The organism is Mucilaginibacter sp. P4_A11, assembly GCF_056402535.1.
On sequence record NZ_JBFUHE010000018.1, the window covers coordinates 108,794 to 128,408 of the forward strand.

The 19,615-nt window shown below is 41.5% G+C and carries 13 protein-coding genes; 2 read left to right on the top strand and 11 right to left on the bottom strand.

Annotation, left to right across the window (positions count from 1 at the left end):
* Positions 1-9: 9 nt before the first annotated feature.
* Positions 10-3,405 (bottom strand): SusC/RagA family TonB-linked outer membrane protein, encoded by a 3,396-nt coding sequence (locus tag AC1DUD_RS26605; protein ID WP_477380157.1) that lies wholly within the window; start codon positions 3,403-3,405, stop codon positions 10-12.
* 129 nt (positions 3,406-3,534) lie between these two features.
* On the bottom strand, positions 3,535-4,422 hold the full coding sequence (locus tag AC1DUD_RS26610) for a FecR family protein (protein ID WP_477380160.1): 888 nt from the start codon (positions 4,420-4,422) through the stop codon (positions 3,535-3,537).
* 179 nt (positions 4,423-4,601) lie between these two features.
* On the opposite strand from AC1DUD_RS26610, the gene AC1DUD_RS26615 reads away from it, so the two are divergent.
* Positions 4,602-5,462 carry a chromate resistance protein ChrB domain-containing protein gene (locus AC1DUD_RS26615; RefSeq protein WP_477380162.1) on the top strand — a complete coding sequence of 287 codons (861 nt, stop codon included), beginning with the start codon at positions 4,602-4,604 and terminating at the stop codon, positions 5,460-5,462.
* A gap of 99 nt (positions 5,463-5,561) precedes the next feature.
* Positions 5,562-6,062: a hypothetical protein gene (locus tag AC1DUD_RS26620; protein ID WP_477380164.1), complete on the top strand. Its 501-nt coding sequence runs from the start codon at positions 5,562-5,564 to the stop codon at positions 6,060-6,062.
* 81 nt (positions 6,063-6,143) lie between these two features.
* On the opposite strand, the gene AC1DUD_RS26625 is transcribed toward AC1DUD_RS26620, so the two are convergent.
* From AC1DUD_RS26625 to AC1DUD_RS26665, 9 genes are all read right to left on the bottom strand, one after another.
* Complete coding sequence (locus tag AC1DUD_RS26625) at positions 6,144-6,680, bottom strand: RNA polymerase sigma factor (protein WP_477380166.1); 537 nt, start codon at positions 6,678-6,680, stop codon at positions 6,144-6,146.
* A 90-nt stretch (positions 6,681-6,770) separates the two neighbouring features.
* Entirely contained in the window at positions 6,771-7,574 is an 804-nt protein-coding gene (locus AC1DUD_RS26630) for a DUF4350 domain-containing protein (protein WP_477380168.1), read from the bottom strand.
* A 34-nt stretch (positions 7,575-7,608) separates the two neighbouring features.
* Positions 7,609-9,507, bottom strand: a complete 1,899-nt coding sequence (locus tag AC1DUD_RS26635) for a glycoside hydrolase family 97 protein (RefSeq protein WP_477380170.1) — start codon at positions 9,505-9,507, stop codon at positions 7,609-7,611.
* A gap of 14 nt (positions 9,508-9,521) precedes the next feature.
* Positions 9,522-11,054, bottom strand: coding sequence for a RagB/SusD family nutrient uptake outer membrane protein (locus AC1DUD_RS26640; RefSeq protein WP_477380172.1), 1,533 nt, complete (start codon positions 11,052-11,054; stop codon positions 9,522-9,524).
* A 21-nt stretch (positions 11,055-11,075) separates the two neighbouring features.
* Positions 11,076-14,489 (bottom strand): SusC/RagA family TonB-linked outer membrane protein, encoded by a 3,414-nt coding sequence (locus AC1DUD_RS26645; RefSeq protein ID WP_477380174.1) that lies wholly within the window; start codon positions 14,487-14,489, stop codon positions 11,076-11,078.
* A gap of 281 nt (positions 14,490-14,770) precedes the next feature.
* On the bottom strand, positions 14,771-15,964 hold the full coding sequence (locus AC1DUD_RS26650) for a FecR family protein (protein ID WP_477380177.1): 1,194 nt from the start codon (positions 15,962-15,964) through the stop codon (positions 14,771-14,773).
* Between the two features lie 111 nt (positions 15,965-16,075).
* Positions 16,076-16,633, bottom strand: a complete 558-nt coding sequence (locus AC1DUD_RS26655) for an RNA polymerase sigma-70 factor (RefSeq protein WP_477380179.1) — start codon at positions 16,631-16,633, stop codon at positions 16,076-16,078.
* A 385-nt stretch (positions 16,634-17,018) separates the two neighbouring features.
* Complete coding sequence (locus AC1DUD_RS26660) at positions 17,019-19,187, bottom strand: alpha-galactosidase (protein WP_477380181.1); 2,169 nt, start codon at positions 19,185-19,187, stop codon at positions 17,019-17,021.
* Between the two features lie 190 nt (positions 19,188-19,377).
* Complete coding sequence (locus AC1DUD_RS26665) at positions 19,378-19,611, bottom strand: hypothetical protein (RefSeq protein ID WP_477380183.1); 234 nt, start codon at positions 19,609-19,611, stop codon at positions 19,378-19,380.
* Between the last annotated feature and the right edge of the window lie 4 nt (positions 19,612-19,615).

Consider the following 19,615-nt stretch of genomic DNA (forward strand, 5'->3'; position numbering starts at 1 on the left):
TATTTAAATTTAAAGTGTCATGTTAATACCAAATGTAAATGACTTTGTAGGAGGCGTATCTACGTTTAAGGCGCCGGCTGTTTCCGGATCCAAACCGTGATATATATTACGATACGGAGAAAAAAGAATAAATGGGTTTTGCGCCGTAGCATATATCCTTAACGACCGTACACTGATACGCTTGGTTATTGCTTCGGGCATATTATAGCCTAAAGTGAGGCTCCTGATCTTAAGAAAGGTGCCGTCAAAATAACTCAGTGTAGATGAATAAGGTGTATTGGTTGAAGCGGAATTTGGCTTAGGATAATAATTTTGATGATTGGTTGGTGTCCAATAGTCCTCGTTGATATTATTATAATTACCCTGGTAGGTATTAATAAAGCTTCCGCTCTGGAACATTTTGGAAGTGATTAATCCCCCAACCCTGTAGGCGGCCACTACCGTAAAATCAAATCCCTTGTATCCTATGCGGTTGGTAAAACCGCCGGTATAAGTAGGCTGATCGGATCCAAGTACAACCCTGTCGGCAGCACTGATCTTTCCATCCTTGTTTACATCCTCTACCCTGATGGTACCAATTACAGAACCTGTACCAGTAGTTGTAAGTCCTAAACTTTTAGCCTGGGCTGTATCGGCTGCTGTGTTTTGCCAGATGCCGATCTTTTTATAATCAAATATGGCATTAATAGGCTGCCCCACAAACAAACCGTTTGTTATATCCTGGGTAACCCCACTTGCTAATTTGGTCACTTTGCCCCTGTTAAAGGCGATGTTGAAATTGGTTGTCCAGCTAACAGAGTTCCTGCCGTTGCCGGGTAGGTTGATAGTACTTATGCTTACCTCGATACCTTTATTTTGGGTTTGCCCAACATTGGTTAAAATGCTGTTTGGAATACCCGATGTTGGCGGTAATGATAATGGTAATAGTAAAGACCTTGTATACTGGCGGTAGGCTTCAACTGTACCTGTAACCCGTCCCTGGAAAAGACCGAAATCAACGCCTGCATTTAATGTAGAAGTATACTCCCATGTTAGATTTGGATTAGGAACATTTGTTGGATAAGCGCCTGTTAGGTTAGTCGACCCGAAATTATAGTTAACTGATGATAAAGCACCCAAAGTTTGGTAAGGGTTGATAGCCGTGTTACCAACGGTACCGTAACTTGCCCTTAATTTAAGGTTTGACAGTATGTTTGAGTTCATTAAGAACGGCTCCTTAGTCACATTCCATGCAACTGCCGCCGAAGGGAATACATGATATTTATTTCCCGGTGCCAGGCGCGATGAGCCGTCTGAACGCATGGTTAAGGTAAGCAGGTATTTATTGGCGTAACCATAATTCACCCTGGCCATGTAGGAGATAATGTCCCATTTGGAGTATGATCCCGAACCACTTAAGTTTGCTCCGTACTGCGGGTTGAAATACTGGATACCATCCGACAGAATATTATTGTAGCTAAATGAATTTGACTGCGACTGACTTTCCTGCAAACTGTAAAGACCAGTAAAATTTACATGGTGCTTTTGCGCAAACACTTTATCGTAAGTCAATATGTTTTCAAGCGTATAATTGTAGCTGTAAGTACTTTGGTTATTTGCTGTTGATGCACCGCCCAGGTTGTTAGTAGTAGCGCTGCCGTAGTAGTTGCCGTAAATATCGGGCCTAATTTCAGCGCCGCCGTTAAACCTGTATTTTAATCCCGGAGCAAGTGTAGCTTCGAGGTAAGCTGTTGTAAAAGTTCCGAATCTTTTGCGGGTTTCAACCGCAGCGCCCGGAACAAAATTTGCAAGCGGGTTCCATACCTGGTTAGCGCTTCCGGCGGTAAAACCAACCAGTTTGCCGGTAACGTCATCATAAGGTGTTGAAAGCGGGCTGGCCCTTAATGCCTGGCCAAGCGGGTTCGCGTTTTCGCCATTGGTGTAGCTCAGCGTATTTAAGCTGCTTAAACCAACCCTTACAAATTTGCCCAATTGCTGGTCAACACTAAGTTTAACAGAGTAACGAACGAATGACTGACCGAAATAGATCCCTGTTTCGTTGTAGTATCCGCCGGATATGGCATACTGTGTAAGCTCATTACCTCCGGCAACCCCCAACTGATGATCGGTCACAAATCCGTTTTTATAAATCAGTTTTTGCCAGTCGGTACTGCGCCCACTTTTTATGGAAGCCACTTCTTGCGGAGCAAAAGAGCCATCGGTTAAAAAAGCAGGGTCATCAATTCCTGTATATTTACCGGGGTTACCGTTGAACAAACCCCATTTTTTCAGGTCTTCAAACTGGGCGCCGTTCATGATATTATACTGGCCCAGCGGTTTATTGAAACCGGCATAAGCGCTATAGGTTACTGCCGTTCCTCCCTTTTTACCCCTGCGCGTAGAAACCAGCAAAACACCGTTTGCGCCTCTTGAACCATAAATAGCTGTAGATGACGCATCTTTTAATACCTCTAAGGAAGTTATATCATCAGGGTTGATATCATTCAAACTGCCATTAAACGGGATTCCATCAACTACGATAAGGGGTGAGTTGGATGCATTGATAGACCTGTTTCCACGGATTAAAATAGATGGAGATGCACCAGGATGGCTGTTACCCGCGCTTTTCTGGATATCCACACCCGCGGCTTGCCCCTGCAAAGCCTGGCCAAGGTTAGCGGCCGGAACATCACGTAGCGACTGTTCGCTAACTGAAACTATTGAACCTGTTACATCTGACTTTTTCTGAACACCGTAACCAACCACGATCACATCACTTAATGATTTCAGGTCGCCTGTCATGGTTACGTTGATGGTTGTTTGATTATTTACCGCTACTTTTTGCGTTTTATAGCCAACTGAAGAAAATATCAGCGTAGCGTTGGCAGGTACTTTAAGGGTATATTCACCTTTGGGATCAGTGATCACCCCTCTTCCTCCGCCTTCTATACTTACTGAAACACCCGGCAAGGCGCCATTTGCATCGGTTACTTTACCCGTAACTGTAATATCAGCAGCTTCAATATTTTGCTCATTGGTTTTATTGGTTAGTACATTGGGTTTAGCAGAAGCTGATTTATCATAAATTACAATTCCGGTATTGATCTCTTTAAATGACAAACGGGTTTTAGCAAATAAATAATTAAGGATTTTGCCCAGCGGCTCATCTTTGAATTTATGCGGGTTTACTTTATAGCCGTTTAATTCAACTGGGTTATAAGAAAATTTAATGTTGGTTTGTTTCTCAAGTTTATCAATTGAGCTTTGTAATGATTCGTTACCAAACGCAATCTTTACAGGGAAATCTGAAATCTGGCTCTCTGCATGTTTGGCAAGCAATACCTGGCAAAAAACCAGTGAACTAACCATAACAACCATCGATACCTTCATGAAAAAATTAAAAATTTTAGTCGATTTTTTTTTCATCTTTACGAGGTTTTTATCCTAAAAAACTATATGAATTATTGGATTAGCTTGGAACCTGCCAATAATTTATATCTGCACTCTCTGCCTATACCCCTGCAGCCCGGCTTCGGGGGTACTGGCTTTTTGGGTTTAACTGTTTTCGTTTTTCGCCAGGTAAACCTCCTTTCCTTTCAAAACATAATCTAAATGATGGATGGTTTTAATGATGTCAAGCACATAGGATAGCGTGTTATTATTTGAAAAATGAATAGTTGTTGTTAAGTGATCATTCTTTTTATGGTTATAGTTTACATGAACACCATATGTGTTTTCCAGCCTCATCACCAACTCACTAAATGAAACACTGTATAAATTAATTTCGCTTGATTTCCAGGCAGCTACCTTCTCTGCGTCAATTGTCCTTATGTGATGGGTAGCCTTTTCCTGATCGTAAACTATTTCTTTATCATGCGTAAGCAAACCAAAGTTTTCAGTTTTATTACCGACAGCAACACAGCCCCTGGTAACTGTTAACCTTACGTCACTGATATTTTTGTAAAACTTTACGTTAAATGCGGTACCTAATACCTGCGCGTGTAAATGGCCATAATGAACTATAAAAGGAGAAGTATTATCATGCTTTACATCGAAGTAGGCTTCGCCATTAACCAGCTGGATCTCCCTTGTTTTTCCGAAGCGTTCAGGAAATTTAATGGTTGAACCAGAATTTAACCACACAGTTGATCCATCGGGAAGTGTTATCGTTTTGAGATTACCTTTTTTGGCAGTTACGGCAATCATAGCGGCTTTATCTTTAACCGATAGTTTGAAGTAAAAAAGCACCGCGCTGCACATCAATACCAATGAAGCGGCAATGGCATATTTAGCAGCTGATGTTTTTATGAAATGCCATCTGCCATAAATTTCTTTATGGATGTTATGAAGCATTTCCTTCTCTATGGCCTGCATAGCTTTTTCGTCCTGGAGATGGTCGTCTCCGGGATTATGGCCAGGGCCGGGCTTGCGCAGTTGTATCATTATGAATAGTATTTTAAGTTTATCTCAACCGCTTAAGGCAGTTTTTTGGCTTTGATACTATATACAGGGCTAACCTGCATTGGTACCAGATTAATTTTGTATTTTTTTATTAAATGTGATTTTTCTCCATTAATGAGACTCCCGGGTTCTTGATTACATTTGTAACTTGAATCAAACAGATGAAATGGATCACCCGCGAACGCCCGAAGATTGACCGCATTGCTTGCCCCTGGCTCATCAGGCGATTTATTGATGCCGAAGCTGAGATCATCTTTGTTCCCTTTCAACAGGTATTGGCAAAGGCCGACGAGTTGAAAGCAATTCCATTTGACCTGCCTGATGTAGAATACACGCATTATAATGATCAATGCACCTTTGATTATTTTATCAAAAAACATCAGTTGAAAGATGAGGCACTAAACAGGATTGCCGCAATTGTACGTGGAGCGGATACCGACCGGCATGATTTTGCACCACAGTCTGCAGGGCTCGAGGCTATCTTTTCAGGGCTGGCCTACAATATCAAAGACGACCAGGAACTGCTGGAATTAGGGATGACCATTTACGATGGATTATACAGCTGGGCAAAACATCTGCACCAGTTAAAACATACCCAGGCCGGGCCGGTTGAACGGATGCTGCTGGAGATATTTCATAAATACATTAAACAAAGTACTTCAAAAAAAGCGCCTGATTGGGCAAAAGAGCTCAGGGAAATGATACAGGATCAGCTTGACACCAACATGAGCCTTAGTTTGCAGCATGTATCCAATGAGCTGGAGATCAATCCGGCTTACTTATCCCGCGAGTTCTCCAAGTACTTTGATAACCTTTCATTTGGCGATTACATCCGTAAGCTCAGGATAGAGAAAGCCATTGGTTTAATGACAGACACCTCCTATTCATTAACCGAGATCGCTTACCTTACCGGTTTTTCAGACCAAAGCCATTTTAACCGGATTTTCAAAAAGCAAACCGGGCAAACCCCATCGGTTTATAAAAAAAGTATCCTGAAAAGTAAAAAGGATACAAATAGTTAATTCCATACAAGTTTAAGGAGTTTGAAGCGGGTAATATTGTATTGTTAATACAATACGAATCATATTACTATGGTTGCGTCCTAATCAAAACTCTTTAATATGTTTAAACGCTTTATCACAATTCTATTATTGTTTATTTTCAAGAATGGCTTCGCCCAGCAGCCTCCGGCCTATCCAAGGGTATCCGGCTACTTCAGTATCATTAATCCAATTGGAAGTTGGACCAAGGATGGTTTTAAGAGTAATTTTGGCGACGTCTATACAGTTGGCTTTCCCTTCGGGATGAATATTCTTAAAAGTGATCAGTTCGGTATCAGCTTTGAGGTTGCCCCTGCCATCCGTACAGAAAAAAATATTTCAAAGGTTAATACCGTATTATTCCATCCCGGTGCGATGTTCCGCTTTAAGCATGGTTTTACTTTCATCGGGCGTATGGCATTTGAAACAAATGGCCGCTTTGGTGTAACACCAGTGTTTAATCAGGTCATAAAAAAAGGTAAGGATGCCAGTTTTTTTGTTTCGGTTCCCATTCCTGTAAGATTCGGTAATGACTTGCCCGCTTCCATCAGTACAGGGCTGCAGTTAGGTGTATCATTTTAAAGATCAAGTGATATCTATATAAATAAAAAAGTGCCATCAGGCTCAAAATCCTGATGGCACTTTTTTATTTCCAACCTATCTTCAAAAGATCCCCAGTTTTGTTCGTAATATTTTCAGTGCGTTTGAGAGCTGGTTCTTAACTGTGCGGGGAGTAATATTCAGGGTTTCAGAAATTTCGTTAACAGATAAGTTTTGTTGTCTTGATAAAATAAAAACCTCCTGCATTTTTTTTGGCAGCTCCCGGATCTCTCCTTCAATTRCAACCGACAGTTCTTTTGCCATTAAACTATCTTCCTGGGTATATTGATCGGTATCTTCTGCATATAAGAGGTTATCCATGCCTCTTTTCCTGACCGAATCCTTTTTGTGGAAATTAATGATGCTGTTTTTTAAACTCCTGAAAAGATATGAAGCATTGTACCTATCCGGCTGTAAGCTATACCGGCAATTCCATAAATTAATAAAAACAGTTTGCACAAGGTCCTTCGCATCATCGGATGAGCCGGTTGAGCGGTAAGCCGTGTGGTACAAAGGCCTCCAATTCCGTTTATAAAACTCATCGAAGGCGTTTATATCCCCTGCTTTAATTAATACGATTAATTCAACTTCTGAAAGCATTACTTTAAACTCAAAATGACCTAAATAATTGGTGTTATATCACTGGTTTAGGGTATAAAAACAGGATCTGAACTGTACAATCCGGGTTCTTTATTTTTTAACCGGTATTTGTTTTAACAGCCATTTACTCAGATCATCGGCTGCTTTGTCGTTATCAAAACCCATGGCTGCAGGGAGCCGCCCGTTGGTATACTCATTATATAACCAGGGGTCGCCAACAGCAATCACCGTACCCGCTCCGTATTTGGCTGTGCCAATAATTACCTGTGCGCTATCCGTTAACAACGGCGTTGCCGGAGGCGATAATTTAAGCGTAGCGATATCCTTCAGGTAGATCTTTTTTGCTGTTCTGAACACAGGATCATTTGCAGGAACAATTATAGCCCCCATTTCAAACTCGGTACCAATCACATGCTTGTACAAATCATCATTAAAATGAACTCCAAATTTTTTGGCCAGTTTGTTGAGATGCGGTAATTCGGCGTTCGCACTGTCATTTGCCATTAACACCAGTACCCCACCGCGTTTAACCCAATCAGCAATAGCTTTGATATGCCTGGGTTCGATGTAATTAGGGTTAGCAGTTTCCTTTTTGGTATCAGGGTCAACTATTATATAAATATCTGTCCCGGTTAAATTTTGAGCATCCGGTTCACGTTCAAGGCTTTTAAGGCTGGCGCCATTCTTTTTAAAAACATCTCCCCATATTGAATAGCCGCTGCTCCTCAGGTCTTCCCAGGTATAATGATACCGTTCCAGCGTACCTGCCGAGTTTTTACGGTATTCATTATTGAAAAAATAATCTAAAGTAACCGTCTTGCTTTGTGCCTTTACTGCGGGCGCAACTAATACGTTAAGTACCAGTAATATAATGTAACCTTTGATCTTTCTCATATTAACTTGTATCGGCTTGTTTGTTGTAATCCTATTATTGTATGTTAAACCTCGCTACGTATCCGCCGCCCACACCTAAACTTAATGATACTACGTCGCCGGGCTTTACGACTGAACTTCCTGTTTTTAATGCTGAAGTATTCTCCGGATCATCATGAATATCAATGCATTTAGCAGGCGACTTGAGGAATTTAAGCGGTATTTTTATGTTTTTGGGCTGAGTACCGTTCATGACGGCTAAAAACCAGGTATTGCCTTTTCGCCGGGCAAAAACCGCCAGCTCACCAATGGCAGATGGAGGCAGCACAATTGTTTCATCCCAGGTTGCCGGGATACTTTTAATGATATCAACTCCGGGATTTGCCAGCAGATTTTTAGGGCTGGCAGCATAGGTTAATACCGGTGCACTTAAAATAACAGCACTGGCTATCTGATTAGTCCATGTAGTATTTTTGCGGCGCTCACCAAAATGTACGGGTGTGTATTCTGCCGGACCGGCTAAAAAACGGGTAAACGGCAGGGTTGTGCTATGTGTCGCCCTGTCTTCGAGTTTGCTTGATTCCATGCCTTTAACAGCTTCGCGGGTAAGTTCGTTGGGCCAGGTACGCAGCTGGCCCGTAGGCTTATTTGATCCGTGAAAGTCGACCAGTAAATGCAGCTGTGCAGTCTCAGCTAAAATGGCCTGATATAAATCAACCGTCTCTTTTGCCTCATTATCAAAAAAGTCAATTTTTAAACCCGCTATTCCCAAATCATGGCAGCGCTTAAACCGGGTGTGCCTGATGCTTGAGTCGCGCAAATCTTTAGAGTGCATCCAAACCCAGATGCTTACCCCCTTTTGCTGCGAATAATTAACAAGGTCCCGGATCTCATCGTCACTCCATTTTTCCCAAAAGCCTTCCAGTATATTATGTTCAAAACCGAGTTCAGCAGCAAAACGAGAATATTCCTTCATACCGGCCACCGATTTATCCGTAGCGCCATCTAAATATTGCCACACTGCCCGGCCCGGCTTTACCCACGCAGTGCGGATTCCTTCAGGAAAATATTTTTTATCGGGTGGAGGGCATAAATCGTGTACAGCATCGCAATTAACCATTGCATTTAAATCGGCGCCGATCATGATCACACGCCAGGGCGTAGTAATAGTTCCGCTAATCGCAGCAGGTTTTAAAACGCGTTCAATATCTTCCTTGCTATACCTTAGCTCATAGGGATGAGAAATGGGATGATGATGCGCTAATTGCAACACCAACTTACCTTGCCCATTAGCCTGCAAAGCCATCCCGGAGTAGTTTTTAAGGTCCGCTTCGGTAATAGAGGCATATCCTGCGTTACCGGACAGCTTAATTGTGGCCGGCGGCGCTATCCATTGACCATTTTTCACAGAGTCAATTAGTTTACGGGTATGCACTCCCTCATAATGCCCGTTAAGGTCATGATACCAAATGGTGCTGCCGGCCGGAATATTAAATGCGGTGGATTCATCAGGTACGCGTGTAACGCCTTTATCCCCAGGTATTATAAAGCTAAAAGCCGCGGCATCATTAAATACCCTTACATCAAGTACAAAAGCGGCTTTGCCATGTAATAGCTTAATTTTTGCACCGTTAAAATGATTAATAGCTGTTGAATGCACACCATACCATGGATAGGTTTCATTGACGCTATAAGTTGTACTCCCTGTAATAGTGGCCTGGCTGGTTAATACCGTTTGATCGGTACTAACCGACATGGCTGATGTATTTATAACAGAGTGATTTTTATAGGTAACCGCATAAAATATGCTCCCCTGTTTGTTGAATATTTCCATACGGACCTGCTTATTCGGGCTGTAAATAATCACATTAGCGGCAGCAAACAACCCTGACGAACAAGTCATCAAAGAAAGCGCTACGATTATAGCCACTCTCATTTTTTCAATAAATTTCATTATTTATAGTTTGATCAGTAGCCAGGTGTTTGTTTAAATGCAGTGTTGCCCACCGCTTTGGCAATATCAATTTCTGTTTGCGGAACCGGCCAGATGGTATCCCTCAGCGGAAACGTGCGCTGTGTTGCATTAGGATCTTTAATGGTTGGTATAATTACCCTATCCAGGGCCCACCTTTTTAAATCAAAGTATCTTTGCCCTTCAAGCGCCAGCTCTATCCGCCTTTCGTGGCGGATTCTTGTACGCATATCATCCTGCAACAGTCCGGCGGGTATTGGCGGCATGTTCACCCCAGGGCGGGTACGAACCGCATTAATTGCGGTATAAACACTGGCATCAGGGCCGGCAACTTCATTCTGGGCCTCGGCGTACATCAGCAAAACATCTGCATATCGTAAATAAACCCAGTCCTGATCACTTTGTGTACCGATAACAGTTGCCCGGGTAGAGTCAACTCCCTTTTTATTGAGAAATCCGGCAGAAGCACCGATAGCTGCGGGGACGAATGGGATCCCGCCTTTATATAAAACGCCCGGAGTTAATACGGTAGCTAATAACCTTGGGTCGCGGTTAGCATACGGTGTTGCCGAATTATATAACGGCGATGTACTGATGGGTTGCCCGTCTGTGCATTCATAATCATTAACCAGGTAGTTTAAAGGCTGAAAGCTTGAACTATAAGTATATAAATAATCGGCAGGGCTAAAGGCAGTAGGCACCTGGTAACGCCCCGAGAACATGATCTCGGGATTGCCATTTTGCCCCGGTTTTAAAAATAAGTTCCTGTATCCGCCTGTATAAATGCGAAACTTGCCATCGGTTATAATGGTATTGGCGGTAGCAGCTGCCTGCTGATATTGGTGCTTTGCCAGATACACTTTTACCATATAACCCATAGCAGTGCCTTTAACAGCGTGGCCGGTATAGGCGGTATTTGGTAGGTTATTAGCAGCAAAAGTGAGGTCGTTTAAAATGGTATCAATCACCACAGATTTTGGGGTCCTCCCCATTTGGGTATTTGCCGGAGCGATGGTGATTTGATGGAGTGATAAAACAACATCTCCGTACAATTGCGTAAGCATAAAATACCAGTAAGCCCTCACAAACCTTACTTCGGCTAAATACTGGTTTAATGTAGCCGATGGCAGGTTGATCTTACGGACATTATCCAAAAAAGTATTACAGGCCTGGATAGCCCTGTAAGCGGTTGAATAGGCGTCTGTTTGCAAGCCGCCAACAGTTGGGGTTATTGCGCCCTGTGCAATGTTTGAATAAGCGGCACTGTATGCATTATCGCTAAGGCTATCCCAATATGGCGTACCGGCCCCAAAGCCCTGCCCGGTATTACCGGAGGCGTTATAGTTAAAACCCTGGATAAAAAAGCTATAGATCCCGGCCAAAGCAAGGTCGGCATCGTTCTGCGTTTTCCAGTAAACGGAGCTGGCAATATCTGCGGGTGGGTTTTGATCTAAAAGGTTTTTCTTACAGCTACTAACCATTAAAACGGCTGTCAAAAAAAGCATCAAATATTTTATCGTTGTTTTCATGATCGTTTCAAATAATAAATGTTAAAATGTAGCCCTCACACCAAAAGAGTAAACCTGGTTTTGCGGGTGTGTAACATACCGTGTGTTGGAAACCAGCCGCTCGGGATCAAGACCGGGAAACTTAGTGAACGTAAACAGGTTATCGCCGGCGAAATAAATCCGCAACCCCGACATAAACAGGTGTCGGGCAAAATCAGCAGGTATATTATAGCCGAGTTGCACGTTTTTCAACCTTAAAAAAGAAGCATCTTTTAAATAATAGGTAGAAGCTGTGTTCGCATTACTGCTGATATTTCCCTGGCCCAAAACATAAACCATAGGCATGGTTGTGCTGGGATTGGATGGCGTCCAGGCGTTTAACCACTCTTTAGGCGGAGGTGATCCCTGGTTAAAAGGTTGTATGCCCCAGCCGTTAACATATAATTTTTGCCCGTATGAACCATAAAAGAACACCGTGAGATCAAAATTATTCCAGTTAACACTGGTGTTAAAAGCATAATTAAATTTAGGATATGCACCGGGGACTATTACCCTGTCGCTGTCATCTACCTTTCCATCGCCATTGGTATCCGCATATTTCATATATCCCGGCTGCGGGTTATATTGCTGTGTTGGCGAAGCTGCTATTTCTGCCGCCGATTGAAAGATTCCTACATATTTGAGCATGTAAAAGCTCCCATAAGGCTGTCCTTCCTGGTTAATGGTATTTGTGCCGGTGCTTATAGCCGGAGCACCGTAAGAAACTAAGGTGTTTTTATTGGCCTGAATGTTCCCGCCAACAGAAAATCCAACTTTACCGAAGCGGTCATGATACTCAAAAGACGCTTCAATACCGGTATTTTTCATTTTACCGTAGTTAATAACGGGCGCGTTAAGACCAAAGTAAAGCGGTGTAAGCGTGGTAGCCGTTTCGAGGATACCCGATGTTAATTTATCATACCAATCGAACGAAAAGGTGAGTTTGTTATTCAGCACCGTAACATCTGTACCAATATCAAATACCCGCGTAGTTTCCCATTTAATATTGGGGTTGGTTAATGAATTGTTGATTACACCGCTCGTAACCGTACTTCCCGAAAACGGATAAGCATAACTTGTTTTGGTATTGTAATAGCTCTTGAAATTGTAGGTTTCCTGGTAAGGGTAGTTACCAATATTTTGATTACCTAAATTACCTAGCGAAGCCCTTACTTTTAAATTATTTAACCAGTTTACATTTTGCAGGAATTTTTCTTTGGTAACCATCCAGCCTAATGATACTGATGGGAAAAATGCCCACCTGTTGTTTGCCGGGAAACGGGAAGATGCATCATACCTGGCATTAGCCTCGAGCAGGTATTTCTCCTGGTAATCATAATTTAACCGTCCGTAGTACGAATGCAGCGAGTAAATATTACTTGTTCCGTTGGTTAACTGGGAAGCTATAGGCCCGGCATCAATCTCTTGTAAAGTATTAGATGCAAACGGTAAATTGCGGAGCCCTTCCAGGTTTTGCGATTTGTTATATTCAACCTGTGTACCGGCCAATAATTTAAAATTATGCTCATTATTAATTGATCGTGAATAGGTAAGCTGGGTATAGGCAACCGGGTAAAACGAATTATTATCGGTTACATCAATGCCCTGCCCGTTTACATCAAGGGTCCGTTCAGGCGCATCACCGGGTTTTGCAAACCAGTTATACTGGTTAATTACCGGCTTAAAGTCAGTAGTTTTATTAAAATCGAAGTTAAAGCCGCCATTAGTGCGCCAGTCCAACCCTTTTAAAAGGTGAATGTTTAAATAAAAGCTACTCTGTAAATAATAGTCGTTTTGTTTGTTGATGGCATTTTGGGCAATTGCAATTGGATTTTTGTTAGGTGTTTGAACACTGGGGTACACCGAATTGGTATACCGGCCGCTGCCATCGGGCAATATGGGGCCATACATAGGCTGCTGCGATAAAGCCGATAAAAACTGATCCTGGCTTCCCCTTGAAGTATAGCCCCTTTCGCTGCTGTTTAATGTAATGGCTGAGCCAAATGTTGCCCACTTATTTAGCTTCGAGGTTAAGTTGATCTGGATGTTGTATTTTTTATAGTAATATCCCAACATAACATCGGGCTGGTTCACATAACCTAAGCCAACGTTATAGGTAGTGCCATTGCTGCCGCCGCTTATACCCAAATGATGAGTTTGCACTTTAACCGTATTAAATATAGCATCTAACCAGTTATAATCGGGATATAAGGTATGATCTGTTGGGTTGGTATAAAGCGCGATTTGGGCGTCGCTATATTTATTAGGATAATTTGAATTAGTTGCGGCCTGGTTCCAGAGCGTCATGTACTGGGCCGAATTATAGATGAGGTTGTTAGGCAATGAAGATGCCCTGGTGATCCCAAGGTTATAGTCATAAGAGAGTTGCATTTTACCCTCTTTACCCTGCTTGGTAGTAATTAATATAACGCCGTTTGCAGCCCGGGTACCATAAATGGATGCTGACGCCGCATCCTTTAATACAGTTACTGATTCTATATTTTGCGGATCAAGTGCTGTAATGCTTCCTGGCAAACCATCAACAATAATGAATGGTGAATTACCTGCGCCGCTAAATGTACCTGTGCCCCTTATGCGAAGCGAAGTTCCTTCATTACCAGCCTCACCCGAACCCTGTACAACTGATAAGCCGGGTAATTTCCCCTGTAATAATTGCGTCGGATCTGTAGCCACCCGTTTATTTAGTTCTGATCCCGTTACGGTAACTACGGCACCAGTCAAATCAACTTTCTTTTGAGTTCCGTAGCCTACAACTATGACCTCATTAAGCTTGTTTGAGGCCTCTTTCATGGTTATATTGATGGCCGTCTTATCACGAACCACCACTTCCTGTGTTTCAAAACTTACATAAGAGAATACTAATATAGTTTGCTCATCAGGCACTTTTATAGAATACTCACCCTGGGCGCCGGTAATGCTGCCTACGGAAGCCCCTTTCACTTTTACGTTGACTCCCGGCAGCGGCTGCCCTTTTTCATCAACAACTTTGCCATGGATCTCAATGATTGCTGCTGCTTCTGCTTTTATCTCCTCTTCCTTTTTTTTTATGATGATGGTTCCCTGTATTATAGTGTAAGTAACCGGCTTACCTCTGAAGCAGGTATTAAGCGCTTCTTCTACCGTAACACGCTCCAGATCAATATTTATTTTTCCTATCAGTGTTATTTCGGGCTTCACGTTTACCAGCATAATATGGTATCCGCTTTGTTTTTCAATGTATTTCAGAACCTGTTTGACGGATACATTTTTTTCATGAAGGGTAACAGTTTGACTAAAGCTTTTGGCGCTTACACTGGAAAAGACAGTAATCATGATGATGGCAATCAGTTTCATAACCAATAAAACTTTAGTTATAGCGGGCCGCATGCCCGCTACAGACTTAGAAATGAATTTCATACTTTTGTACGGTTTGGGTTAGACGTTGAATTTCAATTATGCTTTCGAGGGATAATTGGTTTACCCAGATACTACCGGGCGGTGTTACGAGCACTTCCCGGTTACTATCTTCGTTTTTCGTAAAATCGTATTTATAAATAAGTACTGCTATAAATACGTTTGGAGTGTACTCCCTTTAGGGCGAGGCAAGTAATTGTTTTCTCATTGTTTTTTTCTTAAGTGAATAATTGGTTGTTATTATGTATCCAGCGGGTTAATCTTCTCACACATTAATCCCGTTGTCATTTTGCTATAATCACCGTTTTACCTTTAATGGTAAAGTTTAGCCCGGCATATTTTAATATATTGGTAAATCCATAGAAATCAACTTTACGCGATAGCTGGCCGCTAAACTGAAGGTCAGGCACTTTGCCTTCATAAATCACGTCAATATCGTACCATCTGGAAACCTGTTGTAAAACCTCTTTGATATCGGATTTATTAAACATAAACAGACCGTTTTTCCAGGCTACTTCTTCATCAATATTAATATCGCTGGTTATTCTTTGCCCGCCATCACCGTTAATTATTGCCTGTTGGCCCGGTTTGATCTCATTTACCACCCCTAATGACTGAACTTTAACTGCTCCTTCTAAAAGCGTGGTTTTGCAAATCACCTCATCTGCATAAGCTTTTACATTAAAATGAGTTCCAAGTACCTGAACTTCAGCTTTATCAGTTTTTACAATAAAAGGCATTTTAGCGTTTTTAGCTACTTCAAAATAAGCTTCACCACTTAAATAAACTTTACGTTCGCTGCCCGAAAATGAAGTTGGATAACGTAATGAAGAAGCAGAATTCATCCAGATCTTTGAACCATCTGCCAATACCAACTGGTATTCACCCCCACGCGGAACAACAATAGTATTGTATATCACCTCTTGCCCCGCGTTTGCTTTCCCGGTATGTTTATAAGCTAATATTTCATCTTTATTGGATACGGCTGTTCCATCATCTTCATTAATGGATACCGGTACATGATTTCTAAGCGCTACCTTTTGGCCATTGCCTAAAATTAAGATAGCGTTATTACTGCCGGGTTTGATCCTGGTGGTTTGAGCAATCTGCGGTTTATCATTCCCTTTTACCCGGTTTTCATTTTGACGATATAATAAAATAGAAACACTTAAGGTCATTATGACTATGGCCGCATACTTCAATAATGATGTATAATTAAAACGGCGAACTGGTTCTGATTTCGGTTCAGGTAATTTCCTCAGCAGCTCATTCCATGCTTTATCATTGTCAATTTTATCCCAGAAATTCAGCTTTTCTTCAAGGAAGCCAGCATCTGTCAGCTTTTCAAATTGTACTCTGTTTTCGGCACTTTCGCTAACCCATTCTTTTAACCATAGGTGTTCATCCGGCGAAATATCATCGTTTAAAAGTTTGCCAATTAGTTCAGCTACGTAAAAGTCCGGCTCGTTTTTTTCCATTTAATAACATACAAACAACTAAAGCAAGCAGACGGGTGACAGCGGAATGATTTTTTTTATTTTTTTATAATTTAAGGAGCAGAAATACCCGGAAAAGGAGTTACAAAGAAGCTAAACTTTATGTATAAGTAATAACAAAGCGGTTGGAGAATGCTTTAATATTTCGCGGAGGATACGCAGGCTCCGTACCTTTTGTGTTTTTACCGTATTGATAGAAACATTTAAATAGTCGGCGGTTTCCTGGTTACTTAGGCCTTCAAAATAACTAAGGTATATTACTTTGCGATAGCTTTGCGGTAATTGTTGCACAGCCTGCTGAACTTCATCCAATACTTCGGCCTCAATAAGGCGGTAAATTATGTTTGGTTCGTCCGGGCTTTCAGTTTGATGACTTTCAAACTTTTCAACAACTTTTTGATGTTTATAAGTGTTGATGCAGCTGTTTTTGGTAGTTAAGTATAAAAAGGCCTTTATTGAATTTAAACTGCCAAAGGTTAAACGGCGTTCCCATAGCTTCACAAAGGCATCCTGCACAAGATCTTCAGCGGCATCTTCATTAACAATTCCGGCAGCAAAAAAACATACCCGCTTATAAAACATATTAAAAATATGATTGAAAGCTTCCTTGTCCCCATTTTGAAATGCCACCATTGAAATTGCTTCAGGCATAAACATCAAACTTTAAGTTTACTAAAATTAAACATAATAAATAGCATTACCCCTTTGTGTATCGAATACACCTTACACCCGGTTAACTCATTATTTTTTGGCACTAACCAATAACAAGAAAACTGAGCTTAAACATGGCAGCAATGTTATTTATCTTATTAATACCCTTATCAATGTCAAACTCTAACACCCATATTGTAAAAGCTATGATTGTGCATTGTCGGGCTATAATTGGTAAAACTAAAGTAGAGATAAAATTTAATAGTAAAATGATAATTTACTACAAAATACGCAAACGTTTGCGCTACTGTTATCATAGCGATAGCGACAGCGTGTACGTACCCTGTTTAACCAACAGGCAATGGCTTAGTGTTGCGAAATATTTCTAATTTGAGGCATTTATTTCAATTATCATACTGCTTAAGGGGATTAATTTCCCGGGAGTTAAATTAAGTCCCATGGTCATCAGGTAGTCCCCGCTAAATGTACCACCATTTTCTGAAAGGTTTGATTTGGAACCCGGCATCAGGTTTATCTCCTCTACCCGGTACAATTTGTGGCTGTCCAATCCTTGTAAACGCACCCGGCTTAACGCCTCTTTATAACGTGTGTTCAGGTTATAATTGAACAGTACAGCTTTTGATTTTTCATCATTTACATACATTGCCACCATACGATTCTCCTCGTAAGGCGAAATAATGCGATACAGATCGCCAAACCAGATAATGCTGCTCAGGCGATTATAGTTTTTAACCGCCTGTTTACTAAACTCCAGTTCGTCATCCGTCATTTTACTAACCTTAATATCATAGCCCAGTTTATCCATCATGGCAACATCTGTTTTAAATTTTATGGATTGTTTGCCCCATGAAGTAACGTGGCTTGATATGGTTAAAGAAGGGAAGAAGTTACTGTACCCCCATTGTATATAAACTCGCTCTAATGGGTCGGTATCGTCGCTGGGCCAAAACTCTGTGAAATATTTTAAAGCCCCATAATCTGTGCGCCCGCCACCACCGGCGCATAACATAATTGGCAAATGCGGGTATTTCTGGCGTAAACGATCAAGGATCTTATACAAACTCAAAGTATAATCAACGAACAATGCAGATTGCCTGTCTTTTAAATATGGCGACCATGCGTTGGTCATGTTACGATTGCAATCCCATTTAATATACGCCAAACCGGGATTTTTAGAGAGCATATCATCTACAATATGATACACATAATCTGCTACTTTAGGATTTGTAAGATCAAGCACCAATTGATTTCGCTGATAATTTTCGTCGCGGTTTGGTAATTTCAGTATCCAATCTGGATGTTGTTCATATAGCTCACTCTTAGGGTTTACCATTTCAGGTTCAAGCCAGATACCAAACTTCAGGCCTTTAGCTTCGGCCTGTTTTACCAGGTAAGCAATGCCGCTTGGCAATTTTGATTTATTTTCCTGCCAGTCGCCTAAACCGGCTTTGTCATTATTACGGGGATATTTATTTCCGAACCACCCATCATCCAGCAAAAACAGATCGGTGCCCAGCTTTTTGGCATCGTCAAATAAATTAACCAATTCCTTTTCATCGAAATTAACATGTGTGGCCTCCCAGTTATTGAGCAAGGTAAGCCGTGGTTTATTGCCATCAAGCACACCGTAATTGCTGGCCCATCTGTGCAAATTGCGACTGGCCTGGCCTTTTCCGTTAGCCGAATAAGTAAAAATAAAGGCTGGAGTGGTGAAAATTTCTCCCTTCTTTAATTCATATGCGGATGCATAAGAATTGATACCCGATATAATCCTTAAGGCATTGCGCTCATCAACTTCAAAATGAAACTTAAAGTTACCTGTCCATGCCAACGTTCCAGCTATCAGCTCGCCGGTTGTTTCATCTGCCGGCTTATTCAATGCCAGGAAAAATACGGGAGTTTGGTACATATCAGCCCTTGTACCTAATTTACTGTCAATCTCCTTCACGCCACTGGTAAGCTTGCTTTCCTGCATTTTCATTTCAGACGCCCAATCGCCATGAAACTGGGTAAGCCAATAATCCTTAGCTTCCAGGTGGAGCATGCACGAGGCATAATCCTCAAGAGTTACCGTTACTTTTTCATTGTTTTTAATTTCTGTCCAGGCCTTTATAATATCTTCTTTGTTAAAGGCCTGGTAATGTAATATTACCTGTACGGGATATTTGGGATCTTGTAATTGAATGGTTGTTTCGCTGACATCAGCGTGAATGCGTTTGATGGTATGGCTGACATACTTCAGCTCCAGAGAAGGATTATGATCACTATGGATTAAACGGATAGCAGGCTGGAGCAAATCTTCCATTCCGCCAGTAATATACGCTTCATGTTTCCCGGTAGGGATCAGCGCGGTTTCTTTGTCATTTAAGAGCCGCTTACCAAGGTAGGATTGATAGATCCTGCTATTTGCGCCAATATTAAGCACCATACTTGTATTATCGGTACTTATCAATATTGCCTTGCCGGTTTGTGCATGTACAATAGCCGAACCGCAAAAAAGGGCTAATAAAGCAACCCGTATAAATTTATTCATGTCATAAGCTTTGCTATAATACAAGCATTATGAGTTTTGGTACTATACCGACATTCTAAAATATACGAAAAGCTTTGGGTGAATTACCAAGACGGTGATAGCAGGCTCTTTACAAGGGATGAGATTTCAAGCCCCAGATCTTATTGCATGATAATTTGAATATATAAAATCAGAATTAAACAGCTCGTTGCTACGCTGTCTTTATTTTATTTTTTCGGCTCAGGTGCCTTATGGTAAACAGTGCAGCTACTAAAATTAATGCCCATACCCAGGTATCCAGCGGACAACCATCCGGCCCGCCATCATTACCATCGCAAAGACCATCTCCCGGATCGGCAAAGCTCCAGGATACAGTAAGTAAATTGATTATTATAATAGCTAATATATTTTTCCATTTTGATGTTATCATAGGTAATACAGACATACTA